Raw genomic sequence first — 23,825 nt, forward strand, 5'->3', positions numbered from 1 at the left:
GCCGGAAGCGCCGCCGTTCATCTGACGGGACAAAAGCCTGGAGGACCGGTGTTTTCCGCATGCGCGGAAAACGTGAAAGGTCCGCAGTGAACGCCACCGCCCTGTCCCTCGTCATCGCCGCCGCCGTCATTCACGCGGGCTGGAACCTGGCAGCCAAGCGGATCCGCCGTGGCGGAGCCCGGTTCGTCTGGGCCTACTACAGCTTGTCCGCGGTCCTGCTCATCCCTGTCATGGCGGTTTCGCTGGCCGTGGAGCCGCAACGTCCACAGTGGACATGGCTGCTCGCCGCCGCGGTCACCGCGGTGTTCCACGTCACCTACGGAGTCGTCCTCCAACGGGGATACGCCGTCGGCGACCTGTCCGTCGTGTATCCCCTCGCCCGCGGGACCGGGCCGCTGATCTCGGTGCTCGCGGCCGTCGTACTGCTCGGCGAGCGACCTGGGCCGCTCGGTTTGGTGGGCGCGTTCCTTGTGGTCGCCGGGGTGCTGGTCATCGGTACCGGTCGGGTACCAGCCCACGCCGACGCCGCGGATCGCGTCGCTCGCCGCAAGGGCGTGGCGTACGGGCTGCTGACCGGACTGACGATCGCCGCCTACACACTCTGGGATGCGCATTCGGTCACCGGTCTCGGTGTCCCGCCGATCGTCTACTTCGGAACCGGTGCGATCGTGCAGAGCCTGCTCATGGCGCCGTACGCGCTGAAGGACCGCGAAGAGGTCTCGTGGCTCTGGCGCGAGCACAAGCGTGAAATCGTCATCGTCGGTTTGTTCTCACCGATCGCCTACCTGCTGGTCCTCTACGCCCTCCGGATCGCTCCGGTGAGCCTCGTCGCACCCGCGCGGGAGTTGAGCATCGTCCTCGGCGGCTTGGCGGCCTGGCTGATCTTGAAGGAAGCGAACGCCGTACGCAGGCTTGTCGGGTCCGTGGTGGTGCTGGCGGGCATCGCCGCGATTGCGATGGCCTGAACCCATCGGGTAGGGATTGAGCCATGGACGTGCTGAGCAGCAGGGTGCTGATCCACCCGAAGGACCTCGACGTGTCGACGGCGTTCTATCGGGACACCCTTGGCTTGGCGATCGACAAGGAGTTCCCTGGTGGGACGGTGTTCTTCGCCGGGAACGGGTCGATCGAGATCGTCGGTACCGGGGAGGCGGGCCCTACCCCGGACGTCGCCTTGTGGCTCCAGGTCCGGGACCTGCCCGCGGCACTCGAGGAACTCGCCGCGAAGGGCTTGGACCCGGTTCGCGGGGCTCGCCGTGAACCCTGGGGCCTGGACGAAGCGTGGATCGCCGACCCGGACGGCACCAGGATCGTGCTGGTCGAGGTGCCGCGTGAGCATCCGTTGCGGACCGACCCGCGTTAGGCCGCGGGCTTGACCGCGCGCAGCTGAGCGGCGAGCGAGGCGCCGAAGCCCGGCGGGTCCCAGGTCCAGGTCTGCAGGTCGGTGAAGCCGGCGGCGGCCGCTTCGTCGGCCAGCTCGTGGCGGGAAACCGGCAGCCACTTCTCGTGCGACGACAGCAGCAGCCTGCCGCCCGCCCGGAGCACGCGGAACAGCTCGGCGAACCCGGCCGCCCGGTCCTCCCACAACTGCACGTTGTTGACGCTCAGGACCACGTCGACGCTCTCGTCCGGCTCGCCCGTGGAGTCCGCGGCGCCGCTCCGCAGCTCCACCTTGTCGCCACACCGTCTGCGGGCGCGGGCGAGCATCTCCGGGGACGGATCGACGCCGATCGCGCGGCCGGCGCGCTCGGCCGCGGCCTGCAGGCCGATACCAGGACCAGGCCCCACGACCAGGGTGGTTTCGCCCGACTCGATCGAGGCCAGTTCGACGATGCGGAGTTCGGTGGCAGCGTTGCCGTGCGCCATCGCCAGGCCACCGAACCGGCCGAGCAGTCCCCTGGGATGGCCGAACGTCTTGTCGAGGATCTGGGTCAGTGAATTACTCATACTTCGAGGGCACCACAGCACGCCACGGGCCGCATCGGGGATGACCCCCACTCGCACCCGGAGCGGCATGGGAGCATAGAGGTGGCACACCCCGACCTTCGCGAGGAAACCCGTTGACGACGTTCGCCGACACGACCTTCACGCCCCCGGAGCTCATCCGGAACTTCTGCATCATCGCGCACATCGACCACGGCAAGTCGACCCTGGCCGACCGGATGCTGCAGCTCACCGGTGTGGTCGAGGAACGGGCCATGCGTGCGCAGTACCTCGACCGCATGGACATCGAGCGGGAACGCGGGATCACCATCAAGGCGCAGAACGTGCGCCTGCCCTGGAAGGTCGACGGTCAGGACCACGTCCTGCACATGATCGACACCCCCGGCCACGTCGACTTCACCTACGAGGTCTCCCGCGCGCTCGAAGCGTGTGAAGGGGCTGTCCTGCTGGTCGACGCCGCACAGGGGATCGAGGCGCAGACGCTCGCGAACCTGTACCTCGCGCTGGAGAACAACCTCCAGATCATCCCGGTGCTCAACAAGATCGACCTGCCGTCCGCCGACCCGGACAAGTACGCCGCCGAGATCGCGCACATCATCGGCTGCGAACCGTCGGACGTGCTCCGCGTGTCCGCGAAGACCGGTGTCGGGGTCGGCGAGCTCCTCGACGCCGTCGTCAAGCAGGTGCCCGCACCGCAGGGTGACGCGGACGCCCCGGCACGGGCGATGATCTTCGACTCGGTGTACGACACCTACCGGGGCGTCGTGACCTACATCAGGGTCGTCGACGGCAAAATCACCCCGCGCGAGCGGATCAAGATGATGTCCACCGGCGCCACGCACGAGCTGCTGGAAGTCGGGATCATCTCGCCGGAGCCCAAGGCCAGCAAGGGGCTGGGCGTCGGCGAGGTCGGCTACCTGATCACCGGGGTGAAGGACGTCCGGCAGTCCAAGGTCGGTGACACCGTGACCTCCGAGCGCAACGGCGCGAAGGAGGCCCTCGCGGGCTACCGCGAGCCGAAGCCGATGGTCTATTCCGGCCTGTACCCGGTGGACGGTTCGGACTACCCCGAGCTGCGCGAGGCCCTGGACAAGCTCCAGCTCAACGACGCCGCCCTGGACTACGAGCCCGAGACGTCGGTGGCGCTCGGCTTCGGCTTCCGCTGCGGCTTCCTCGGCCTGCTGCACCTGGAGATCACCCGGGACCGGCTGGAGCGCGAGTTCGGCCTGGACCTGATCTCCACCGCGCCGAACGTGGTCTACGACATCGTGCAGGACGACGGCAAGCAGATCCACGTCACCAACCCCTCGGACTGGCCGACCGGGAACAAGATCGACAAGGTGCTCGAGCCGGTCAGCAAGGTGAGCATCCTGGCGCCGTCCGAGTTCATCGGCACGATCATGGAGCTGTGCCAGAACAAGCGCGGCCAGCTGCTCGGCATGGACTACCTGTCCGAGGATCGTGTCGAGCTGCGGTACAACATGCCGCTGGGTGAGATCATCTTCGACTTCTTCGACACGCTGAAGTCGCGTACGCGCGGCTACGCGTCGCTGGACTACGAAGAGGCCGGTTCGCAGGCGGCGGACCTGGTCAAGGTGGACATCCTGCTGCAGGGCGAGGGCGTGGACGCGTTCTCCGCGATCGTGCACAAGGACGACGCCTACAACTACGGCAACCGCATGGTGAACCGGCTTCGCGAGCTGATCCCGCGGCAGAACTTCGAGGTGCCGATCCAGGCCGCCATCGGGGCCCGGATCATCGCCCGCGAGACCATCCGCGCGATCCGCAAGGACGTGCTCGCGAAGTGCTACGGCGGTGACATCTCGCGTAAGCGCAAGCTGCTGGAAAAGCAGAAGGAAGGCAAGAAGCGGATGAAGACCGTCGGCCGGGTCGAGGTCCCGCAGGAGGCCTTCGTCGCCGCACTGTCCACTGAGGACAACGGCAAGAAGAAGTAGCGACACTCGCGAAAAGGCCGCCCGAAGCGTTATCGGGCGGCCTTTTTCGTGTCAGCGATTTCCACTGACGCGGTTCGCCGTGACGAAGACGGCGACACGGCGTTCGGCCGCCATCACGCGGTCGTACTCGTCCCAGTCGTCATGGGTGCCTGTCGCCGCGACGAAGACCTCGCGCAGCAGCCCGGGGAGCCCGGCCGGGTCGAAGTCCGGATCCGGGTCGTCCGGGCCGATGAGGTGGACGGTGCCCTGGACCGCCGCCCATTCCCAGCCGCGGCGGAAGGTGATCGTGGCGTGGCCGGCCCGGCGGAACAGGTCGAGTTTCTTCGCCCCGCCCACCGCGACGAAACCGACTCCCGGAGCCTTGGTGACGGGGTCTTCGATCACCCCGGCGTTCACCACCGAGGAGTGCACGGTGCCGTCGGCGCGTACCGTCGCGACGGTCGCGAGTCCGTTTTCGCGCAAGGAAAGAGTGCGGACGAGTTCGAGGTCTGCGGCCATGGAACCACCGTAGCGCCCGGTCAGCCCTCCGCGGGAGACGAGCGGTGAGCCGCGAGAGCGGCCCGGAGGGCGATGACGGTGTTGTCGAACTTCCTGGCCGGTTGCCAATAGAAGCCGGGACTCTCTTCCCCGTCCGGGCCGGGGGCGAAGGGGGATTCCTTTCCCAGGCTTTGGAATTCCGTCGGCACCCGGCGGCCGTCCCGGAGCTTGACGACGAGGATCGAGCGGCCGGCTCCGAACTCCTCGGTCTTGGGAGCCTTGAGGAACTCCGACGTGAGATCTTCGGCCTTCGAGGTCACGATGAACTCCGAGATGTCTTCCCAGGCGATTTGTCGTCGGGGGAAGAACCGGCCTTCTTCACGGACTCGGATCCCGGATGACCGCTGGGAAAGGACGGGTATCGCCATCGTGAAGCCCGCCAGCAGCCAGACGGCCAGGAACGGGACCACGAAAAACCACGGGGCGAGCAGGGTGCCCATGGCCGCCAAGATCACGCATCCGATGGTCATGAGGAGACCCAGGCCGGCGACGATCGCGCCCATGATCTCGTGAACGGCGAACCTGTGGTGCCAGCGTGTTTTCGCCGGGTGTGCCCCCATGCCGCCAGTTTAGAAAGTTTTGGCCGGGACCGGCGAGGATTTCCGGAATCCCCACCGGCCCCGGCCGGATTCAGCAGGTGCCGTTGTCGCGCCAGACTCCCCATTGGCCGGTGGTCCCGGGCTCTTCGCCCTGCGTCCACCACTGTGCCGCCCACTTGTGCCCGTTGTGGGAGACGGTCGCTCCGCCGGTGTAGACCGAGGCGCGGTCCCACGCCGGGAGTGAGCAGGTGCCGGGGTTGCCGGATCCGGTTTCCCAAGGCACCTGGCTCGACGCGTAGTAGTTGATGCCTTGTGCCTGCCAGCGCGGGGCCTGCGCGCCGAGGCGTACCCGGAAGACGTTCCAGTCGTGCGTCGACCACTGCGACCAGCCGAGTTCGGCGTGCGCCGGAAGCCTCGGGAAGGCGAGGTAGTCGATGTTCGCCGGGGTCACCACGGTTTCGGTCCACAGCGGGGATTCGACGCCGCGGACGGCGGATTCGGGCACGCCGGAGAGGTAGGCGCCCGGGTTCCAGTTGTAGGCGTCCTGGACCTCGATGTATCCCGCCCACGACAGCCCGATCGGCGTGCTGGAGTTGTACTTCATGTCCAGGTACGCCTTGTTCGCCGGCGACAGGATCACCTTGCTGCCGCGGGCGACGGCGTTCGAGACCTCCGTGCTGGAGGTCGTCGTGCCCCAGAACTGCGGGGTCGCCGTGGCGGGCAGGGTGGCCTTGCCGATCTCGTGCCAGCCGACGACCTGCTTGCCCGCGGCGGCCACCATCGGCAGCACACGGTTCATGAAGGTGCGGTAGTCCGCGTCGGTGGTGGCCTGGGCCTCGTCACCGCCGAGGTGGAAGTACGGCCCGGGCGTCAGCGCGGCGACCTCCCGGATCACGTCGTTGACGAAGGTGTAGGTGAGCTCCTTCGAAATGCAGAGCGAGCTGTAGCCGACCGCGGTGTCGGTGCGCAGCGGGGGAGCGGTGTTGTTGCAGTTCAGTTCGGCGTACGACGCCTGGGCGGCGTTGGTGTGCCCGGGCATGTCGATCTCCGGGATGACCGTGATGAACCGTGAAGCCGCGTAGTTCACGATCTCGGTGTACTGCGCCTTGGTGTAGTAGCCACCGGCGCCGCCGCCGACCTGGGTGCTGCCGCCGTAGGTCGTCAGTCGTGGCCAGCTGTCGATCTGGATGCGCCAGCCCTGGTCGTCGGCCAGGTGCAGGTGCAGGTTGTTGATCTTGTACTGCGCCAGCTGGTCGATGTACCGCTTGACGGTCGCGACGGGGTGGAAGTGCCGGGCGACGTCGAGCATCGCGCCGCGATAGCCGAAACGCGGATAGTCCAGGATGGTGGCGCCCGGAATGGTCCAGGGGCCCTGCTGCACCGTGGGGCTCTCGACTTTGCCGGGCAGCAACTGGCGCAGCGTCTGAACGCCGCCGAAGAGGCCCTGAGCCGTCGTCGCGCGCAGGATGACCGAGGCGGACGTCGAGTTCAGTTGGTAACCCTGGTCGCCGACTCGGGCGTCGGCGCCGGACAGCAGTAGCGAGATGCCGTCGGTCGGCGTGCCCGAGGGCGCGTCGGAGACGGGCAGGGCGAAGCCGGTGGACGTGCGGAGGACCCCGGCGAGGTACTCGCCAACGGCCTTGGCGGGCGCCGAACCGGCCTGCGTGTAGATCTTGGTGGTCGCGGTCAGGGCGTGGTCGGCGCCGGTGACCGCCTGGGCCGAGACCGGTACCGGGACGATCGCCTGCAATGGCGGGGTGGCCGCGTCGGCGACGGGGGCGGCTGCGGTGGTGACGCCGGCGAGCAGCGCCACCCCGACGAAGGCGCGGCCGAGCCGCACTCTCAAGGTCTTCACCAGGGCCTCCTGGGGGACTTGGGAGACGTGACCCGCGTCACGACTTGTCCGATCGTCGCATTTTCGGCGTTAAAGGTCTAGACCACCAGCAAGGAACCTTGGCGTGACTCGAACGTCACATACCGTGTCGCCAGGAGAGGACTATCGTCGGAAACGTGTTCGAAGACCTGCGTTTCCCCGTGATCGCGGCCCCGATGGCGGGCGGGCCGACCACTCCGGAGCTCGTGGCCGCGGTGACCGCGGCGGGCGGATTCGGTTTCCTCTCCGGGGGCTATCTGAGCGCCGACGCCCTGGCGGACCGGATCGCGGAGACGGCCGAACTCACCGGTGAGCCGTTCGGGGTGAACCTCTTCGTCCCGGGTGGCGCCGCGACGGCGGATCTCGGCGGCCACCTCGAGCGCTGGCGCGCGGAGGCCGAGCGCTACGGCGTCGAGCCGGGCGAACCGCGCTGGGACGACGACGCCTACACCGCGAAACTCGACGTCGTGCTGGAGCGGAAGGTGCCGGTCGTTTCCTTCACCTTCGGCACGCCCTCACCCCAGGACGTCGAACGCCTGCACGCCAACGGAAGCAAGGTGGCCGTCACGGTCACCAGCCCGGCGGAGGCCGACCAGGCGGTGGCGGCCGGCGCGGACGCGCTCGTGGTCCAGGGATTCGAAGCCGGAGCGCATCGAGGGCTCTTCGCTGACGAGCCCGGAGCCGAAGGCGGGGGAGTGCAGTACGGCGTGCTCAGCCTGCTTCGCCTGGTCTCGGCACGGACGGACTTGCCGCTCGTCGCGACCGGTGGGCTCGTGCACGGCGCCGACATCGCGGCGGTGCTGGCGGCGGGCGCCGACGCGGCGCAGCTGGGTACCGCGTTCCTGCGGGCGGACGAAGCCGGGACGCAGCCCGCGCACCGGCAAGCGCTCGCGGACGGGGGAAGGCCTACGGCGTTCACCAGGGCGTTCAGCGGGCGTCCTGCCCGGTCACTGGTCAACCGCGCGGTCGCGGACTTCTCGGCCACGGCGCCGTCGGCGTATCCGGAGGTCAACAACCTGACCAAACCGATCCGCGCGGCGGCGGGCAAGGCGGGGGACCCGGAAGTGATGTCCCTCTACGCGGGGCAGACCTACGAACTCGCGGACTCCGGCCCGGTGGCGTCGATCGTCGAACGCCTCCAAGCCGAAGCCCGCGAAGCCGCTACGCGTTTGAGTCGTCTCCGCTGACCTGCTTCGCGTTGCCGTTGCCAGGGTTCATCGCGGAGTGACGGCGGCTGTAGGCGAAGTAGACGATCAGGCCGAGGCCGAACCAGGCCGCGAACCGCAGCCAGGTGTGGTAGTTCAGGAACGTGATCAGCCAGATCGAGAAGACGATGCCGATGATCGGCACGACCGGCATGCCCGGGGTCTTGAACGTCCGCGGCAGGTCCGGCTGCTTGTAGCGCAGCACGATCACCGCGACGCAGACGACGACGAACGCGAGCAGGATGCCGATGTTCGTCAGTTCCGCTGCCTCGCCGATGGGCAGCAGCCCGGCGATGATCGCCGACGCGACGCCGAGCACCCACGTCATCCGGCTCGGCACCTTGCGCACCGGGTGGGTCTTGCTGAACCACTTCGGCAGCAGGCCGTCGCGGCTCATCGAGTAGCCGACGCGGCTCGCGCCCATGAGGAAGGTGAACAGCACCGTGGTGATACCGATGATCGCGCCGACCGCGATGATCAGGCCGAGCCACTTCATCCCGACACCGGCGAAGGCGCTGGAGAACGCGGCCTCGCTGTCGATGTCCTTGTAGTTGACCATCCCGGTCAGGACCAGGCAGGCCAGCACGTAGAGCACCATCGAGATGGCGAGCGAGTAGATGATCGCCTTCGGCATGTGCTTCTGGGAGTCGGTCGATTCCTCGGCCGCGGTGGACATGGCGTCATAACCGAAGACCGCGAAGAACACCGTCGCCGCGCCGGTGAACGCGCCGCTGAGCCCGAACGGGAAGAAGTTCGAGTAGTTGTCGGTGTTGATGTGGAAGACGCCGACGACGATCACGAGCAGGACCAGGCCGACCTTCAGGTAGACCAGCAGCGTCTCGAACCGTGCGGCGTTCTTCATGCCCTGGTTGAGGATGAAGGCGATCAGCAGGCACAGCAGCACGGCGAACAGGTTGATCTTGTAGGACCCCGGTTCCACACCGGCTTTTTCGGTGCCCGGAGCGCCCAGCATCCACGTCGGGAGATCGATGTCGAGGTAGCCCAGCAACTCGTTGAAGTAGCCGGAGATGCCGATCGCGACCACCGCCACGATCGCGGTGTACTCCAGCAGCAGGTCCCAGCCGATGAACCAGCCGACGATCTCGCCCAGCACCGTGTAGCCGTAGGTGTAGGCGGATCCGGCGCGGGGGATCAGCCCGGCGAACTCGGCGTAGGAGAACGCGGCGGCCGCGCTGGCGATGCCCGCGATGAGGAACGAGATGAGCACGGCGGGGCCGGCCGTCTGGTTCGCGACCGCGCCGGCCAGGGAGAAGATCCCCGCGCCGATGATGCCGCCGACGCCGATCGCGGTCAGCTGGCGCAGGCCCAGCGTGCGCTGGAGCCCGCCACCGCCGTCACTGAGTTCTTGGATCTGGTCGATCGGTTTGCGGCGGAACATCCCGGATCCCGTGCCCAGGCTGCGCGGTGCGGACATCGTCGTCTCCCAACAGGTTGTGACTTTCGGACTGGGTCACAGTCCGAAGGGCACCGTAGCGGGAGTCGGGACACCGCACCTATCCGGCGACGGTGTCCTCGCTCACTTCGGCGGCCACGCGAGCGGCGGCGATCTTCGACGGCCTCGACGCGCTGGCGGAGAAGTAGGTCAGCAGCTCCGAGATCTCGACGGGGTCGTCCAGCTGCGGGCAGTGGCCCCAGTCCTCGCGGACCATCAACCTGCTGTGCGGGACCAGTGCGTGCAGCTGCCGTCCGGAGGCGGCGCTGACCAGCTTGTCCTTGCCACAGACGACCACCAGGAGCGGGATGCGGACCTCTTCGAGCCGGTACGCGTTCGTCAGCTCCTCGACGAGTTGCCTCGCCTGTTCGAGCCGGCTGGTGGTGGAGCGGTAGTCCGGGAACAGCGACGTGAACCGGCGCACCTGCTCGGCGTCCGCCGCGGTGGCGTTGGCGTACAACAGCCGGGGGACGACCTGCTCGGCGACGGCGCGCACGAGGAAGCCGGGGATCGGCAACGGCAGGGCCGAGTACATCCGCAGCGGCAGCGGGTAGCGGGCCACGGTGCGGATCAGCCAGCTGTCCACGAAACCGGGCGCGGCGATCGACACCACGCCCGAGACCGGCAGCCGATGGTTCTCGGCGGCACGCAGGCTCATCGTGCCGCCGAGCGAGTTGCCGGCGAGCACCACCGTGCCGAGTACGGCCTGCTCTTTGATCACGGCCGCGGTGAAGGCGTCCAGCTGCGGGAGCATCGGGCCGGGCCGGAGTGGCTGAGCGTCACCGAAGCCGGGCAGATCGACCGCGACCGCCGGAACACCGGCGGCCGCGAGCAACTCCAGAACCGGGCGCCAGGTGTCGGCGCTGTCGCAATAGCCGTGCAGCAGCACCAGCCTCGGTGCCGTCGGCTTGGCGTGCCCGCGCGCGGTGGCCCGCTTGCCGAGTACCCGCCGGGGCGCGCGGTCGGTGGATTCCACCGGCTGCGGCCCGACTTCGAGCACTCTGGTGCGGACACCGGCATAGCGCCGGAAAGAGACGCGGATCGGGTCGGCGTCGGCGTTGTTCCGGCCCCCGGGGTCCGCCGGTTCGGGCCGCTGCGATGCGGTCATGATTCCAGGTTAACCGCGAGAGGTCGGATTTTGGTCGAACTTTGGTCGTAAGAATCTTGCTGAGTCATAACGTTCTTGACACTTGACAAGATCGGAAAATCGCGGTTTGACCTGCGAGGAACGCGGGGATGTGCGTCTGCGTGCGCAGCGAGGGGGCGGTCGCACCCCTCCGATCAATGCGCGAAGACGACCTTTCCCGAGGTTTCCCCGTCGAGCATGTTCTTAAACCCGGTTTTCGCTTCCGAGAAAGGCAATTCCGCGCCGATCTGCGGTCGGACCCCGGTGAGCTCCAGATAAGCGAGGAGATCGGTCAGTTCGTCCCTGGTCCCCATCGTCGAACCCGCGATACGCAGTTGCAGAAAGAACACGCGCTGCAACTCCGCGTGAGCGTCCGGACCGCTGGTCGAGCCCGAAACCACGATGATCCCGCCCGGTTTGAGCGACTTCACCGAGTGGGACCAGGTCGCCTTCCCGACGGTCTCGAAGACCGCGTCGACCCGCTCCGGCAGCCGCGCGCCGGACTCAAAGGTCTGATGTGCGCCCAGATTCTCGGCCAGCGCACGCTTCTCTTCGCTACGCCCTGTCACCCAGACCCGGAATCCGGCCGCGCGCCCGAGCTGCACGAGGGCGGTCGAGACGCCGCCGGAGGCGCCCTGGACCAGCATCGTCTGTCCCGGCCGCAGCCCGGACTTCACGAACAGCATCCGGTACGCGGTCAGCCACGCCGTGCCCATGGTCGAGGCTTCCGCGAAGCTCAGGCTCGACGGCTTCGGCACGACATTGCGCGCCGGGACCACGACCTGTTCGGCGAACGAGCCTTGGTGCTTCTCGGTGAGCAGGGTGCGCTTCGGGTCGAGAGTGTCGTCGCCCTGCCAGCCCGGGGCGTTGATCACCGAGTGGAGGACGACCTCGGTGCCGTCGTCGAGGGTGCCCGCCCCGTCGCAGCCCAGGATCATCGGGAACTGCTCGGGTTTGATGCCGACGCCCCGCAGCGTCCACAGGTCGTGCATGTTGAGGCTGGCGGCCTTGACGTGGACCCGCACCCAGCCTTCGGGCACCTCGGGCTCGGGTCGCTCGCCGATCACGAGCGAGTCCAGCGGCTTTTCGGCGTTGGGTTCGGAAGCGTAAACGGCGAACATTCCAGCAACCTACATGGCCTGACCGGCGGTGGCAGGGGGTACGAGCGTAGGCTCACAGCGTGTTCAACGGGCTTGCAGACTGGTGGGACGGCGTCGAGTTGTGGCTCGCGCAGGCCCCGTTCCCCGTGCAGTTCGTGCTGGTCATGGCGGTCGTGGTGCCGCTGTGCCTGGTCGCGGCCTGGTTGCTCGACACGCTCTTCGGGAAGGTCGCCAGGCTCTTCGGCACGGCCCGCGATGCGAACGACCCCGACCGGCCCTCCTAAGCTGGCGCACCATGTTCAACCGTAGGCGGATCACCGCCGCCCTGATCGGCCTGATCGTGCTGGTGCTCGCCGGCTGGTTCGTCAAGGACGGCATCAGCGGTGACGATTCGAAGAGCACCTCGGCCCCGGCGAGTTCGTCCGCTTCGGCGAAGCCGTCGGGCGAGACCGGAGCGAACCGGGCAAAGGGCAAGGTCGCGGGCGAGGAGTCCGGTCTCCCGGTCAAACCGCTCACGGGACTGCCCCCGCAGGCATCCGAGACCTGGGGGCTCATCAAGGCGGGCGGACCGTATCCGTATCCGCGCAACGACGACGTCCTCTTCCAGAACCGGGAAAAGGTCCTGCCCGCCAAGGCGTCCGGCTACTACCGGGAATACACGGTCAAGACGCCGGGCAGCCCGGATCGCGGGGCGAGGCGGCTGGTGAGAGGTACCGGCAAAGAGCTGTACTACACCGACGACCACTACAAGTCCTTCGTCGTAGTGGACACCGATCGATGAGCGCGGCGAAGGACGCGGCGGACAAGGCGTTCACCCGCGGCGCGCATCCGCATCTGATCGACGGCGGCCGGACGGTCGACAAGGCCACCACGCTCGACGCGATCGCGGAGGCGCTGTCGTTCCCAGACTACTTCGGGAAGAACCTCGACGCGCTCTACGACTGCCTCACCGACCTGTCGTGGCTCCCGACGGGTGAGCACGTGCTGATCTGGTCCGGTTCCTCGGTGCTCAAGGATCGCGATCCGAAGGCCTACCTGGCCGTCCGGAGCGTGCTCTCGGACGCACAGCGGGCGCTGGGACCGACCGGGGACCGATCGGATTCCCGGCGCCTCACCGTGGTCCTGCCGGACTAGGCCTCAGGGACCCAGTTCGGCTTGCGCTTCTGCGCGAAGGCCGTGATGCCTTCCTGGCCCTCTTCGCTCGCGAAGAACCCGGCGGACAGCTTGTTCATGGCCTCGAAGCCTTCGCCAGGTGTCGCCGGGCGGGGCTTGCTGAGGAGCTCCTTCGTCGCCGCGAGCGCCTTCGGGCCGCCGAGGGCGAGAGCCTTGACGTAGCGGGAGACCTCGCCGTCGAGTTCGTCGGCCGAGACGGCCGAGTTCAGCAGGCCGATCTCGACGGCGCGCTTCGCGTCGAAGGTGTCGCCGGTCAGGAACAGCTCGTGCGCGGCACGGGCGTTGAGCCGCGGCAGCACGGTGAGCGAGATGACCGCGGGGACGACGCCGATCCGCACCTCGGAGAAGGCGAACGTCGCTTCGTGCACGGCGACGGCGATGTCGGTCGCGGCCACCATGCCGATGCCGCCCGCCCGTGCCGGGCCCGCCAGCCTCGCCACAACAGGCTTGGGGCTGGTCCAGAGCTGCTCGAGGATCTTCGGGAACTCGTTGACGCCCTGGGCGCCCGCACCGGCGCCGCGGGCCTCCTTGAGGTCCATCCCGGCGCAGAACACCGGGCCGGTGTGGGTGAGCACGATGACCCGTACCGCGTCGTCCGCCTGGGCCTTGTCCAGCGACTCGCTCAGTTCACGCCGCAGCTGGGCGGAGAGCGCGTTGCGGTTGTGCGGGGAGTCCAAGGTGATCGTGGCGGTGCCGCCCACCACGTCGTAGTGCACCAGTTCGTCAGCCATGGCCACACCTTCGCACGGGCGAAGTCGGGCCGGGCAGTGGCCTGCGCCACCATGCTCCGATGGTGGCGCAGGCGCCGCTCAGCCGATCGTCGTCGTGGTGAAGGTGGGGCTGGGGTTCGGGAAACACGACGTCGGCGCCGAGACGTCGAAGCCGGCGCTGACCACCGCGGTGAAGGTCAGGCCCGGGTCGCCGTAGCCGCTGCCCGCCAGTTTCGTCTCGATGGTGCCGGACGAGCCCGCGGTGAGGTGCGCGGTGACGGTCGGCAGTTCGAACGTCGAGCCGCCCGCGATCGGGCCGGGGAAGCTCAGCGTCGCGACGCTGCCCGAGACGGTGATCTTCGGCGGGGTCGAGCCGATGCCGGAGCCGCCGCTGAGCTCGGCGCCCACCCAGGTCGAGTTCGCCGGGATCGGGATCTTCAGCGCGAAGTCCTTGATGTGCTTGACCTTGTACCCGCTGACCTCGGCCGGGACGGTGTTGGCCGCCGGGTCGATGACGACGTCGAGGGCGGCACCGGGTGCGACCGTGGCGGGCGCGGTGACGTCGGCGTCCTGGTTCAGCTTGAGGTACTTGTTCCCGACGAGCGGCGGTTTCGCCTCGCAGTCGAAGACGACGGTGGTCGCCGCCGAAGCCGGGGCGGAGAGACCGACTAACGGGACGAGGACGGCCGAAGCGCAGACGAGGGCACGGATGGCAGCCTTCATGTTCCACCTACCTGGGGGTTCGATGGGGAGAAAGGGCGCTGCGCAGCGTTTAGAGAGTTACCGGCAAGTTAAGTAACCCGTCAAGAATTCTCCGTTCCCATACGCGAGGCGTCACGGAACTGGGAACAAGACCCTCCGAAGATCGGTATCAAGCGCCCGAACGGGACGAGTCGCGTTACTGTGCCGATGAATGATCAGGCGGCGAGCCGGGCGGCGGCGACGTCGTAGCGGTCCAGGACGAGCCCGGCGATCCGCGGATCCGGTCCCAGCGGCCCGGCGACGATCACCGACGGGTCGGCTTCGCGGGCCAGGCGCGCGATCCGGTCCGGCAGCAGTCCCGGCGCGAGGAACCAGCCCGCGACGGCGAGCCGCCGCGCGCCGTTGAGCCGCAACCGCGCGATGGCGGCGGGGACGTCCGGCTGCGCGGCGCCGGCGAAGGCGGGTGTCGCGAGCAGCCCGCGACGCAGATGCCAGCGGGTGGTGATCCCGGCGACCGCGTCGTTCGCCGCGACGTTCGACGAGCCGACGCCCGCCAGCAGGACCCCCAGTCCGGGATCGTCCAGATCGGCGCCCGCTTCGGTGAGCCGGTCCAGCGCGATCGTCTCGATGATCGGGTCGATGCCCAGCACCCCGGAAACCCGCACGTCGAGGCCGGGACAGTCCGCGGTCGCCTCGGCGACGAGCGCGGGCAGGTCGACCCGGGCGTGGTAGGCCACGCCGAGCAGCAGCGGCACCACGACGACCTCGCGATGCCCCTCGGCGTAGAGACCGCGCAGGGCGTCGGTGAGCAACGGCTCCGAGAGGTCCAAAAAGGACTCACGGATGTCGAGGCCCGGCGCCAGCCCGCGGGAGACGTCGAGCAGGGCGCGGATGGTCGCGGCGGACCGCGGATCGCGGCTGCCGTGGGCGACGGCGACCAGTGGCGGAGTGCGGCTCGGGGTCATGCGAACCTTTCGCCGACGAGCCCGGCGGCCAGGGTGTCGCCGTCCTTCGGGTCGATGACCAGGAACGCGCCCGTCCGCGGGCTGACGCCGTAGTCGTCCACGCCGATCTCCTCGGCCAGCCTCAGCGTGACCCGGCCGATGTCGTTGAGCTCCAGGGTGGCCGGACCGTCCACACTGGACAAAGTCTGCTCGTCGAAGCGGGCGTGGAGTTCGCCGACGAGGGCCTGTACCGTCCGCGTGCCGTGCTTCACCAGCACCCGCGCGCCCGGTTTGAGCGGCTTGGCCGAGAGCCAGCACAGGGTCGCGGTGATCTCGTCGGTCACCGTCGGCTGCCGGTCGGCGGCGGCGATCAGATCACCCCGCGAGATGTCGAGATCGTCCGCCAGCAACAGGGTCACCGAGGTGCCCGACCCGGCTTCGGAAAGCGGCCCGTCGGCGGTGTCGATACCCTCCACCCGGCTCCGGAGGCCTTGCGGGAGCACGACGATCTCGTCACCCGGCCGGACCGTGCCCGCCGCGATCTGTCCCGCGTAACCCCGGTAGTCGGGGTGATCGGCCGTACGCGGCCGGATCACGTACTGCACCGGGAAGCGGAACGCCGAATCGTGCGGATCCGGCGCCACGGGCACGGTTTCCAGGTGCTCCAGCAGGGTCGGGCCGGAGTACCAGGGGGTCTTGTCCGACTTCTCCGCGACGTTGTCGCCCTCCAGCGCCGAAACCGGCACCGCGAGCACGGAACCCCGCTCGTAGCCCAAGGACGCGGCGTGCTCGGCGAACTCCTCGGCGATCACGGTGAAGGTCGCTTCGTCGTAGTCGACGAGGTCGATCTTGTTCACCGCCAGCACCAGATGCGGGACCCCCAGCAGGGCGAGCACCGCCGCGTGACGGCGGGTCTGCTCGATGACGCCCTTGCGCGCGTCGACCAGCAGCACGGCCAGTTGCGCGGTGGACGCCCCGGTCACCGTGTTCCGCGTGTACTGCACGTGGCCCGGGGTGTCCGCGAGCACGAAGCTGCGCCTCGGCGTCGCGAAATACCGGTACGCCACGTCGATCGTGATGCCCTGCTCGCGTTCCGAGCGCAGGCCGTCCACGAGCAGCGAGAGGTCCGGAGTGGACAGTCCCTTGTCGACACTGGCGCGGGTGACCGCGTCCAGCTGGTCGGCGAGAACGGATTTGGTGTCGTACAGGAGCCGCCCGACCAGGGTCGACTTCCCGTCGTCCACGCTGCCCGCGGTCGCGAGCCGGAGAAGGCTGGACATCAGAAGTACCCCTCACGCTTGCGGTCTTCCATCGCCGCCTCCGACATCCGGTCGTCGGCGCGGGTGGCGCCGCGTTCGGTGAGCCGGGAGGCCGAGACCTCGGCGATGACCTCGTCCACCGTGGCGGCGGTCGATTCGATGGCGCCGGTGCACGAACCGTCGCCGACGGTCCGGTAGCGCACGGTCAGTTCCTTGACTTCCTCGCCCGGCCGCGGCCCGCCCCAGGGCCCTTCGGTCAGCCACATGCCGTCGCGCTGGTAGACCTTGCGCCGGTGCGCGTAGTAGATCGACGGCAGTTCGACCTTCTCCCGCGCGATGTAGTTCCAGACGTCCGCCTCGGTCCAGTTGGACAGCGGGAAGACGCGGACCTGCTCGCCGGGGCGGTGACGGCCGTTGTAGAGATTCCACAGTTCGGGGCGCTGCCTGCGCGGCTCCCACTGACCGAAAGCGTTGCGGAGACTGAAGATCCGCTCCTTGGCGCGAGCGCGTTCCTCGTCGCGGCGCCCGCCGCCGAAGACCGCGTCGAACTTGTTCTCGGCGATCGTGTCGAGCAGCGGCGTGGTCTGCAGCGGGTTGCGCATCCCGTCGGCGCGCTCTTCGAGCCTGCCGTCGTCGATCCAGTCCTGCACCTTCGCCACGAGCAGCCGCAGCCCGTGCTGCTCGACCACGCGGTCGCGGAAGTCGATGACCTCGTCGAGGTTGTGCCCGGTGTCCACGTGCAGCAACGGGAACGGCACCGGCGCGGGCCAGAACGCCTTGATCGCCAGGTGCAGCAGGAGGGTCGAGTCCTTGCCGCCGGAGAACAGGATCACCGGCCGGTCGAACTCGCCCGCCACCTCGCGGAAGATGTGGATGGCCTCGGATTCCAGCGCCGCCAGGTTGTCCTGAGCCGCGTCTGTCGCCGGTTCGAGCGTGGTCATGTCGTCCCTTCTCACCCGTGCAGGCCGCACTCGGTCTTGCCCTGCCCGGCCCACCGGCCGCTGCGCGGGTCCTGACCCGGAGCGACCTTCGCGGTGCACGGCGCGCAGCCGATCGACAGATAACCGATGGACACCAACGGGTTCTCGAGGATCCCGTGTTCGCTGATGTAGCCGTTGAACTCGTCGTCCGACCACGGCGCGATCGGGTTGATCTTCACCAGCCCGTTGCGGTCGTCCCAGGTGACGATGGGGGTGTCCGCGCGGGTCGGCGCGTCGACCCGGCGGACGCCGGTCACCCACGCCGAGTACTTCGCGAGCGTGTTCCGCAGCGGCACGACCTTGCGGAGCTGGCAGCACTGGTTCGGGTCGCGTTCGTGCAGTTTCGGGCCGTACTCCGCGTCCTGTTCGGCGACGCTTTGCGCGGCCTGGGCGTTCACGATCCGCACGCCGGGATAGACCGCCTGCACCGCGTCGCGGGTGCCGATGGTCTCCGGGAAGTGATAGCCGGTCTGCAGGAACAGCACGTCGACGTCGGGTTTGACCTGGGTGGCCAGATCGATGAGGACGGCGTCCTGCATGTTCGACGCGACGATGAAGTCGTCGCCGAACGTCTCCGCGGTCCAGCGCAGGGCCTCGGTGGCTGTCGCTTCGGCGAGTTCCTTCGAGGCCCTTTCGGCAAGGGTCTTGTAGTCGGCAGTGGCGGTCATCCTGGTGACACCTCCGGGAAGGACAGTCCGAGGAATTTCACGGTGAAGACCCGGCGACAGGCCGAGCACAGCCAAGAGCCGCCCTCCTCAGGCCGCAGGTCTTCATCGCCACAGAAAGGGCAGTGATACGGCGTCGCTCGTTCGGTCACTGCAGGGCGCTTTCTTCGGCCCGCGTGACCCACTGGGCGAACCGTTCGCCGGGTTCGCGGCCGGCGAGGTACGCCCGCACGATCCGTTCGACGTACGCGGTCAGCTCCGACGCGGTCACCTTGTGCCCGCGCAGTTTCCGGCCGAACCCGGCGTCCAGGCCGAGCCCACCGCCGAGGTGCACCTGGAAGCCTTCGACCTGCTTGCCGTCCTCGTCGGTGACGATCTGGCCCTTGAGCCCGATGTCGGCGGTCTGGATCCGCGCACAGGAGTTGGGGCAGCCGTTGAGGTGCACGGTCACCGGGTTCTCGATCTCGGCCTGGATGTCGGCGAGCCGCTTCTCCAGTTCGTCGACCAGCTGGATGGCGCGGGCCTTGGTCTCGACGATGGCGAGCTTGCAGTACTCCAGCCCGGTGCAGGCCATGATCCCGCGCCGCCACGGCGACGGCTCGGTCTGCAGGCCCAGGTCGGCCAGTTCGGCCTTCAGCCCGGCGACTTCGGCTTCGGGGACGTCGAGGACGACGAGTTTCTGTTGCGGCGTAAGCCTGACGCGGTTCGATCCGGCGCGTTCGACGGCCTTCGCGACCGCCAGCAGGGTGGCGCCGGAGACACGGCCCGCGATCGGCGCGGCGCCGACGTAGAACTTGCCGTCGGTCTGCGGGTGCACGCCGACGTGGTCGATCTGGGTGGCGGGCACCTCGGGCGCCGGGCCGTCGGTCAGCTTGCGCTTGAGGTACTCGTCCTCCAGCACCTGGCGGAACTTCGCGGCGCCCCAGTCCTTCACCAGGAACTTGATTCGGGCACGGGCGCGCAGGCGCCGGTAGCCGTAGTCGCGGAAGACGCTGATCACGCCTTCCCAGACGTCGGGGACCTCGTCGAGCGGGACCCAGGCGCCCAAGCGCTGCCCGATCATCGGGTTGGTGGACAGGCCGCCGCCGACCCAGAGGTCGAAACCGGGCCCGTGCTCGGGGTGGTTCACCCCGACGAAGGCGATGTCGTGGATCTCGTGGGCGACGTCCTGCTGGCCCGAGATCGCGGTCTTGAACTTGCGCGGCAGGTTCGAGTACCGCGGGTCGCCGATGTAGCGGCGCTTGATCTCGTCGATCGCGGGTGTGCCGTCGATGACCTCGTCCGCGGCGATGCCGGCGACCGGGGAGCCGAGGATGACGCGCGGGCTGTCGCCGCAGGCCTCCATCGTGGTCATCCCGGCCTTCTCCAGCTTGGCCCAGATCGTCGGGACGTCCTCGACCTGGATCCAGTGGTACTGGATGTTCTGCCGGTCGGTGATGTCGGCGGTGTCGCGTGCGTGGGTCTGCGAGATCTCGGCGAGCACGGCGAGCTGATCGGTGGTCAGCGCGCCGCCGTCGAGCCGGACCCGCAGCATGAAGTAGCGGTCGTCGAGCTCTTCGGGCTCCAGCGTCGCGGTGCGGCCGCCGTCGATGCCCGGCTTGCGCTGGGTGTAGAGACCGAACCAGCGGAACCGGCCGCGGAGGTCACCGGGGTCGATCGAGTCGAACCCGCGGTGGGCGTAGATGTTCTCGATCCGCGCCCGGACGTTGAGCGGGTTGTCGTCCTTCTTGGACCGTTCGTTGGGGTTCAGCGGTTCGCGGTAGCCCAGTGCCCACTGTCCTTCGCCGCGTTTCTGTTTGACCCGGGGCGTGCGGGCAGGGGTCTCGCGCGTGGGCGACGACATGGGAGTCCTCCGGCAGATCGTGGTGGTGGCGGGGAGTCAGCGGTTCGTCGCACAGAGCGCGCTCGCCACACGACGGAGATCCACGTGGCGGCGTGCCACGAGGGTGATTCCGGCGCGGGTCATTCGTTCAGCGTGCCACGCGCCCACTATGTGGTCTAGGCCGGTCCGAATGCTGGGAACTGCGTCTTGGTGCGACTGTTTCTGCTGGTCAGGGCCCTGTTTCGAAGGTCAAGCGCGGGTTCGCCGCCGCCACTGTGACGCAAAACGCGCAAGCCTCAAGAGGGGAGGACACGGTCCACGATGAGCCGGATGACGTCTTCGTCGGTGACGTCCGCGAGGACTTCCGGGAGGGTGAGCCGTTCGACGGTGAGCCCGGTCAGCGCGAGATACATCAGCAGCACCTCCGCCCGCCCGCCCGGCATTCCCGCCGAGACGTGCCAGTCGACGCTCATGTCGATGCCCTCGCGGATGGTCTTGGTCAGCTCGGCCGCCAGTTCCGGGCGCCGGGTGGCTTCGAGCCGGAGTTCGAGCAGGGCGAGATACGGCTCGCGGTGGCCGGTCAGCCGTCCCATGAGTTCGCCGAGCAGCACGCCGACCCGGTCGTGGGACGGCGTCTCGGCCTGCGGATTCGCCATGACGTCGGCGGGCGCCGACAGCCGTTCCTGCACGCGGACGCCGACCTCGCCGAGCAACTGGTCCCGGTTCCGGAAGTAGTTGGACGTCGTGCCGGGCGGGACGTCGGCTTCGACGTCCACGGCGCGGTAGGTGAGCCCGCGGGCGCCCTCGCGGGCGAGGACGGTGATGGCGGCGTCGGTCAGGGCGGTCCGGCGCTCCGGGTTCTGTCGCATCGGAACATTCTCCTTGCTTCGATCAAACCACTATGTCTATAGTACTACGCATCAAGTGGTTCTTCTGGGAGGAAAACGCCAAATGCAACTCAGCGGTTTCGGTGCCTGTGTGCTCGTCGACGACATCGCCGAGACCACCGCCTGGTGGAAGCGGCACCTGCAGTTGACGGTGACGATCGAGCTCGACTGGTTCTCCAGCCTCAACGTCGGGGTGCCGGGCTATGAAATGAGCTTCGCGAAGCGCGGTCACAAGGCCACGCCGGAGCCTTGGCGGGCGCAGGAGCCCGCCGGGTCGATGGTCGGCCTGATGGTCGCCGACGCGGCGGCCGAGTACGAGCGGCTGCGCGGGGAGGGGGTCAAGATCGTCACGGAGCTCGTGGACGAGGAATTCGGCCAGCGGCACTTCTACATCGAGGACCTCAACGGCTTCCTCATCGACATCATCGAGGTGATCCCGCCGAGCCAGGAGTGGTTGGCCGCTAACGGGTTGGCCTAGTACCGCTTCGGGTGAGTGAGGCCGCGCAGGGCCCGCGTCGCCGCTAGCTTCGGTCTCCGATCCACACTGGACGGAGGAGTTGCGCATGCGCCGATGGGTGGTCGCCGCGATGGTGCTGGCGTCCCTGCTGATCCCGGGTACGGCTTCCGGGGCCGAGCAGGGGTGCAGGCTGGTTTCGCCCGACGAGGGGGCGGTGCTGCACAAGGGCGGCTCGTACCGGTTCGAGGCGGTCGGCTGCTCGCCCAACGCCCGGGGGCACCTCGCCAACGTGGTGCTGGTCGAGGTGAACATGAGCCGTGACGTCCAGTCCGACGAGTACGGCGACTGGTCGCTCGACCACGTGGTCAACGACTACTCGTTGAGTATGGAGACCCTCGTCTGGGTGCGGTTCGAGGACGGCACCCGCTCGACGTCGGTCAAGGTGCACATCGCCGACAGATAGCGCGATCCGTGAAGGCCTCTTTCCCCGGGGAAGGAGGCCTTCACGGCGTGGGGGACACTGGGGTGTGCCCGCACTGCTGCCCGAAACCACCACGCCCGTCGAGTCGGCGCTCCCCGAGAGCGCGCTGGAAGGGCTCGGCACCCGGCCGTTCGGTGTCTACGTGCACGTCCCGTTCTGCGCGACCCGGTGCGGCTACTGCGATTTCAACACCTACACCGCCGGTGAGCTGGACAGCGATTCGTCGCCGCAGTCCTGGCTGGAAGGTCTCAAGCGCGAGTTCGACCTGGCCGCGCGCGTGCTCGGGAAGCCGCCCGCGGTCGACACCGTCTTCGTCGGCGGAGGCACTCCGTCGCTGCTCGGCGCCGAAGGGCTCCGAAGCGTCCTCGACGCCGTACGGGACACGTTCGGCCTCGCGCCCGACGCCGAGGTGACGACGGAGTCCAATCCGGAGTCCACCTCGCGCGAGTTCTTCGACGGTATCCGTGACGCCGGATACAACCGGATCTCGCTCGGGATGCAGTCGGCCGCACAGCACGTCTTGAAGATCCTCGACCGCGTACACACCCCCGGCCGTCCGGTCGCGGCGGCGGAGGAAGCACGGGCCGCCGGATTCGAGCACGTCAACCTCGACGTCATCTACGGCACACCGGGGGAGCGGGTCGAAGACCTCCAGGCTTCGCTGGACGCGGTGCTGGCCGCCGGTGTCGACCACGTCTCGGCGTACGCGCTGATCGTCGAGGAGGGCACCGCGCTCGCCCGCCGCATCCGCCGCGGCGAACTGCCCGCGCCGGACGACGACGTGCTGGCCGCCGACTACGAACTGATCGACCGCGTTCTCGCTTCGGCGGGTCTGCGCTGGTACGAGGTGTCCAACTGGGCGACCTCGGAGGAAGCCCGCTGCCGGCACAACATCGGCTACTGGCGCGGCGGCGACTGGTGGGGCGCCGGACCGGGCGCGCACAGCCACGTGGGCGGCGTCCGCTGGTGGAACGTCAAACATCCGGCCCGGTACGCCGCCTCGCTCGCGGCCGGGGACTCGCCGGCCGCCGGTCGCGAACTGCTGACCGACGAAGACCGGCATCTGGAACGCGTGATGCTGGAGCTCCGGCTGTCCGAAGGACTTCCGCTCGGCGCCCTGGACGACGACGGCCGGGCCGAAGCCCGCGTCGCCGCCGCCGAGGGGCTACTGGATCAGTCCGCTTTGGACGGTCAGGACCGGGCGGTGCTGACCGATCGCGGGCGGTTGCTCGCGGACGGACTGGTGCGGCGGCTCACCTGAGTGGTGACCTCGTGAGTGGTAAGGGCGGTTAGAACCGTCCTTACCACTCACGAGGCCCTGGACGCGAGGCCGGCGAGGAACAGGTCGATGGCGAACTCGAACCGTTCCTGGGCCGTCTCCGCGGTGAAGTACTCGCCCGAGCCGAGCATGTTCGGGAACGTGCCGGGCGGGAACGACGTCATGTACTCGACCATCTGCTTGCCGCGTTCCTCCTGCTCGGCCAGGTTGATGTCGCCGTGCTGCCAGCCCGCGCCTTCGTAGGCGAAAGCCTTGGCGTAGAGCCAGAGCGCGTCGGCCGCGAACAACGCCTGCTTGAGGTCGAGGCCGCCCGCGCGCAGCACCGCGAGCATGGCTTCGGCCTGCTGCAAGGCGTTCGCGCCGACCGGTACCGGGATGGCCCACGCGATCTTGGCGATTCCGGGGAACGACGTCAGCGCGCGCACGTTCTCCCGCAACAGGTCCTTCGCCTGCTCGATCCACCGCTCCGGTTCGGGTTCGGGGACCGGGCCGAAGTCGAGGACGTGGTCGACCATCAGCTCGTGGAGCTCTTCCTTGTTCGCGACATGGGCGTAGAGCGACGCGGGGCCGGTCTCCAGCGCTTGGGCCACGCGCCGCATGCTCACCGCCTCCAGCCCCTCGGCGGCGAGGAGGTCCAGGGCCGTCTTCACCACGAGCTCCTGGGACAGCACGGGTTTCTCGGCGCGATGCCGGGGCCTGCTCACTTCGTTCGCCTCCTGATCCGGGGGTACCCC

At 68.6% G+C, this 23,825-nt stretch carries 28 protein-coding genes; 10 read left to right on the forward strand and 18 right to left on the reverse strand.

From position 1 onward, the window contains the following. Nucleotides 1-59 precede the first annotated feature (59 nt). A complete protein-coding gene (locus tag ACLJPX_RS32120; protein WP_410604205.1) occupies nucleotides 60-965 on the forward strand; it encodes an EamA family transporter in 906 nt (301 codons plus the stop codon). A gap of 23 nt (nucleotides 966-988) precedes the next feature. After that, nucleotides 989-1,363 (forward strand): VOC family protein, encoded by a 375-nt coding sequence (locus ACLJPX_RS32125; protein WP_410604206.1) that lies wholly within the window; start codon nucleotides 989-991, stop codon nucleotides 1,361-1,363. Here ACLJPX_RS32125 and ACLJPX_RS32130 read toward each other — a convergent pair. Further along, nucleotides 1,360-1,947: a class I SAM-dependent methyltransferase gene (locus ACLJPX_RS32130; RefSeq protein ID WP_410604207.1), complete on the reverse strand. Its 588-nt coding sequence runs from the start codon at nucleotides 1,945-1,947 to the stop codon at nucleotides 1,360-1,362. The two genes, ACLJPX_RS32125 and ACLJPX_RS32130, sit on opposite strands and share 4 nt — an antisense overlap. 113 nt (nucleotides 1,948-2,060) lie before the next feature. Here ACLJPX_RS32130 and lepA point away from each other — a divergent pair, with 113 nt between their 5' ends. Beyond that, entirely contained in the window at nucleotides 2,061-3,899 is a 1,839-nt protein-coding gene (gene lepA, locus ACLJPX_RS32135; RefSeq protein ID WP_410604208.1) for a translation elongation factor 4, read from the forward strand. A gap of 51 nt (nucleotides 3,900-3,950) precedes the next feature. Here lepA and ACLJPX_RS32140 read toward each other — a convergent pair whose 3' ends face one another. The 3 genes from ACLJPX_RS32140 to ACLJPX_RS32150 all read right to left on the reverse strand — a co-directional run bounded on the left by ACLJPX_RS32140 (nucleotide 3,951) and on the right by ACLJPX_RS32150 (nucleotide 6,830). Continuing rightward, nucleotides 3,951-4,397, reverse strand: coding sequence for a pyridoxamine 5'-phosphate oxidase family protein (locus ACLJPX_RS32140; RefSeq protein ID WP_410604209.1), 447 nt, complete (start codon nucleotides 4,395-4,397; stop codon nucleotides 3,951-3,953). 20 nt (nucleotides 4,398-4,417) lie between these two features. Beyond that, nucleotides 4,418-4,996 carry a hypothetical protein gene (locus tag ACLJPX_RS32145; protein ID WP_410604210.1) on the reverse strand — a complete coding sequence of 193 codons (579 nt, stop codon included), beginning with the start codon at nucleotides 4,994-4,996 and terminating at the stop codon, nucleotides 4,418-4,420. Between the two features lie 70 nt (nucleotides 4,997-5,066). Further along, on the reverse strand, nucleotides 5,067-6,830 hold the full coding sequence (locus tag ACLJPX_RS32150; protein ID WP_410604211.1) for a family 20 glycosylhydrolase: 1,764 nt from the start codon (nucleotides 6,828-6,830) through the stop codon (nucleotides 5,067-5,069). A gap of 155 nt (nucleotides 6,831-6,985) precedes the next feature. Between ACLJPX_RS32150 and ACLJPX_RS32155 the strand changes: the two genes are divergently transcribed. Next, nucleotides 6,986-8,035 carry an NAD(P)H-dependent flavin oxidoreductase gene (locus ACLJPX_RS32155; protein WP_410604212.1) on the forward strand — a complete coding sequence of 350 codons (1,050 nt, stop codon included), beginning with the start codon at nucleotides 6,986-6,988 and terminating at the stop codon, nucleotides 8,033-8,035. Here the strand turns inward: ACLJPX_RS32155 and ACLJPX_RS32160 are convergent. From ACLJPX_RS32160 to ACLJPX_RS32170, 3 genes are all read right to left on the reverse strand, one after another. Beyond that, nucleotides 8,010-9,488 carry an amino acid permease gene (locus tag ACLJPX_RS32160; protein ID WP_410604213.1) on the reverse strand — a complete coding sequence of 493 codons (1,479 nt, stop codon included), beginning with the start codon at nucleotides 9,486-9,488 and terminating at the stop codon, nucleotides 8,010-8,012. The two genes, ACLJPX_RS32155 and ACLJPX_RS32160, sit on opposite strands and share 26 nt — an antisense overlap. Before the next feature lie 79 nt (nucleotides 9,489-9,567). Continuing rightward, entirely contained in the window at nucleotides 9,568-10,614 is a 1,047-nt protein-coding gene (locus ACLJPX_RS32165) for an alpha/beta hydrolase (protein ID WP_101606030.1), read from the reverse strand. A 173-nt stretch (nucleotides 10,615-10,787) separates the two neighbouring features. Further along, entirely contained in the window at nucleotides 10,788-11,753 is a 966-nt protein-coding gene (locus ACLJPX_RS32170) for a quinone oxidoreductase family protein (protein WP_410604214.1), read from the reverse strand. A gap of 59 nt (nucleotides 11,754-11,812) precedes the next feature. On the opposite strand from ACLJPX_RS32170, the gene ACLJPX_RS32175 reads away from it, so the two are divergent. Genes ACLJPX_RS32175 through ACLJPX_RS32185 form a run of 3 tightly spaced genes read left to right on the forward strand, consistent with a single transcriptional unit; the run spans nucleotide 11,813 to nucleotide 12,866 of the window. Next, on the forward strand, nucleotides 11,813-12,016 hold the full coding sequence (locus tag ACLJPX_RS32175; protein ID WP_101606032.1) for a CDP-alcohol phosphatidyltransferase family protein: 204 nt from the start codon (nucleotides 11,813-11,815) through the stop codon (nucleotides 12,014-12,016). 11 nt (nucleotides 12,017-12,027) lie between these two features. After that, nucleotides 12,028-12,513, forward strand: coding sequence for a ribonuclease domain-containing protein (locus ACLJPX_RS32180; RefSeq protein ID WP_410604215.1), 486 nt, complete (start codon nucleotides 12,028-12,030; stop codon nucleotides 12,511-12,513). Beyond that, a complete protein-coding gene (locus ACLJPX_RS32185; protein WP_101606034.1) occupies nucleotides 12,510-12,866 on the forward strand; it encodes a barstar family protein in 357 nt (118 codons plus the stop codon). The genes ACLJPX_RS32180 and ACLJPX_RS32185 overlap by 4 nt, the downstream gene beginning before the upstream one ends. On the opposite strand, the gene ACLJPX_RS32190 is transcribed toward ACLJPX_RS32185, so the two are convergent. The 10 genes from ACLJPX_RS32190 to ACLJPX_RS32235 all read right to left on the reverse strand — a co-directional run bounded on the left by ACLJPX_RS32190 (nucleotide 12,863) and on the right by ACLJPX_RS32235 (nucleotide 20,856). Beyond that, entirely contained in the window at nucleotides 12,863-13,636 is a 774-nt protein-coding gene (locus ACLJPX_RS32190; RefSeq protein WP_101606035.1) for an enoyl-CoA hydratase-related protein, read from the reverse strand. The genes ACLJPX_RS32185 and ACLJPX_RS32190 overlap by 4 nt on opposite strands. Nucleotides 13,637-13,714: 78 nt before the next feature. Further along, nucleotides 13,715-14,338: a cyclase gene (locus ACLJPX_RS32195; RefSeq protein WP_101606036.1), complete on the reverse strand. Its 624-nt coding sequence runs from the start codon at nucleotides 14,336-14,338 to the stop codon at nucleotides 13,715-13,717. A gap of 194 nt (nucleotides 14,339-14,532) precedes the next feature. Then, a complete protein-coding gene (locus tag ACLJPX_RS32200; protein WP_410604216.1) occupies nucleotides 14,533-15,282 on the reverse strand; it encodes a sirohydrochlorin chelatase in 750 nt (249 codons plus the stop codon). After that, complete coding sequence (locus tag ACLJPX_RS32205) at nucleotides 15,279-16,541, reverse strand: sulfate adenylyltransferase subunit 1 (RefSeq protein ID WP_410604217.1); 1,263 nt, start codon at nucleotides 16,539-16,541, stop codon at nucleotides 15,279-15,281. The genes ACLJPX_RS32200 and ACLJPX_RS32205 overlap by 4 nt, the downstream gene beginning before the upstream one ends. After that, complete coding sequence (gene cysD, locus ACLJPX_RS32210) at nucleotides 16,541-17,461, reverse strand: sulfate adenylyltransferase subunit CysD (RefSeq protein WP_410604218.1); 921 nt, start codon at nucleotides 17,459-17,461, stop codon at nucleotides 16,541-16,543. The genes ACLJPX_RS32205 and cysD overlap by 1 nt, the downstream gene beginning before the upstream one ends. An 11-nt stretch (nucleotides 17,462-17,472) precedes the next feature. Continuing rightward, nucleotides 17,473-18,168 (reverse strand): phosphoadenylyl-sulfate reductase, encoded by a 696-nt coding sequence (locus ACLJPX_RS32215; RefSeq protein WP_410604219.1) that lies wholly within the window; start codon nucleotides 18,166-18,168, stop codon nucleotides 17,473-17,475. Then, nucleotides 18,165-18,317 carry an Insertion element protein gene (locus ACLJPX_RS32220; protein ID WP_101606041.1) on the reverse strand — a complete coding sequence of 51 codons (153 nt, stop codon included), beginning with the start codon at nucleotides 18,315-18,317 and terminating at the stop codon, nucleotides 18,165-18,167. The genes ACLJPX_RS32215 and ACLJPX_RS32220 overlap by 4 nt, the downstream gene beginning before the upstream one ends. Further along, on the reverse strand, nucleotides 18,314-20,008 hold the full coding sequence (locus ACLJPX_RS32225) for a nitrite/sulfite reductase (protein WP_410604220.1): 1,695 nt from the start codon (nucleotides 20,006-20,008) through the stop codon (nucleotides 18,314-18,316). The genes ACLJPX_RS32220 and ACLJPX_RS32225 overlap by 4 nt, the downstream gene beginning before the upstream one ends. 36 nt (nucleotides 20,009-20,044) lie before the next feature. Next, nucleotides 20,045-20,131 (reverse strand): putative leader peptide, encoded by an 87-nt coding sequence (locus ACLJPX_RS32230; RefSeq protein ID WP_360907593.1) that lies wholly within the window; start codon nucleotides 20,129-20,131, stop codon nucleotides 20,045-20,047. A gap of 152 nt (nucleotides 20,132-20,283) precedes the next feature. Continuing rightward, on the reverse strand, nucleotides 20,284-20,856 hold the full coding sequence (locus tag ACLJPX_RS32235) for a TetR/AcrR family transcriptional regulator (RefSeq protein ID WP_101606043.1): 573 nt from the start codon (nucleotides 20,854-20,856) through the stop codon (nucleotides 20,284-20,286). Between the two features lie 82 nt (nucleotides 20,857-20,938). Here ACLJPX_RS32235 and ACLJPX_RS32240 point away from each other — a divergent pair, with 82 nt between their 5' ends. The 3 genes from ACLJPX_RS32240 (at nucleotide 20,939) to hemW (ending at nucleotide 23,073) form a co-directional block, all read left to right on the forward strand. After that, nucleotides 20,939-21,352 (forward strand): VOC family protein, encoded by a 414-nt coding sequence (locus ACLJPX_RS32240; protein ID WP_101606044.1) that lies wholly within the window; start codon nucleotides 20,939-20,941, stop codon nucleotides 21,350-21,352. Between the two features lie 85 nt (nucleotides 21,353-21,437). Further along, on the forward strand, nucleotides 21,438-21,794 hold the full coding sequence (locus tag ACLJPX_RS32245; protein ID WP_410604221.1) for a hypothetical protein: 357 nt from the start codon (nucleotides 21,438-21,440) through the stop codon (nucleotides 21,792-21,794). 64 nt (nucleotides 21,795-21,858) lie between these two features. Then, nucleotides 21,859-23,073 (forward strand): radical SAM family heme chaperone HemW, encoded by a 1,215-nt coding sequence (hemW, locus tag ACLJPX_RS32250; RefSeq protein ID WP_410604222.1) that lies wholly within the window; start codon nucleotides 21,859-21,861, stop codon nucleotides 23,071-23,073. A gap of 47 nt (nucleotides 23,074-23,120) precedes the next feature. Here the strand turns inward: hemW and ACLJPX_RS32255 are convergent, their stop codons facing one another. Further along, the gene (locus ACLJPX_RS32255) at nucleotides 23,121-23,795 is read right to left on the reverse strand and encodes a TetR/AcrR family transcriptional regulator (RefSeq protein ID WP_410604223.1); all 675 of its coding nucleotides are present in this window, start codon (nucleotides 23,793-23,795) and stop codon (nucleotides 23,121-23,123) included. Nucleotides 23,796-23,825: the final 30 nt, after the last annotated feature.

This window comes from Amycolatopsis sp. lyj-90 (assembly GCF_046549035.1).
Taxonomy (GTDB): Bacteria; Actinomycetota; Actinomycetes; order Mycobacteriales; family Pseudonocardiaceae; genus Amycolatopsis.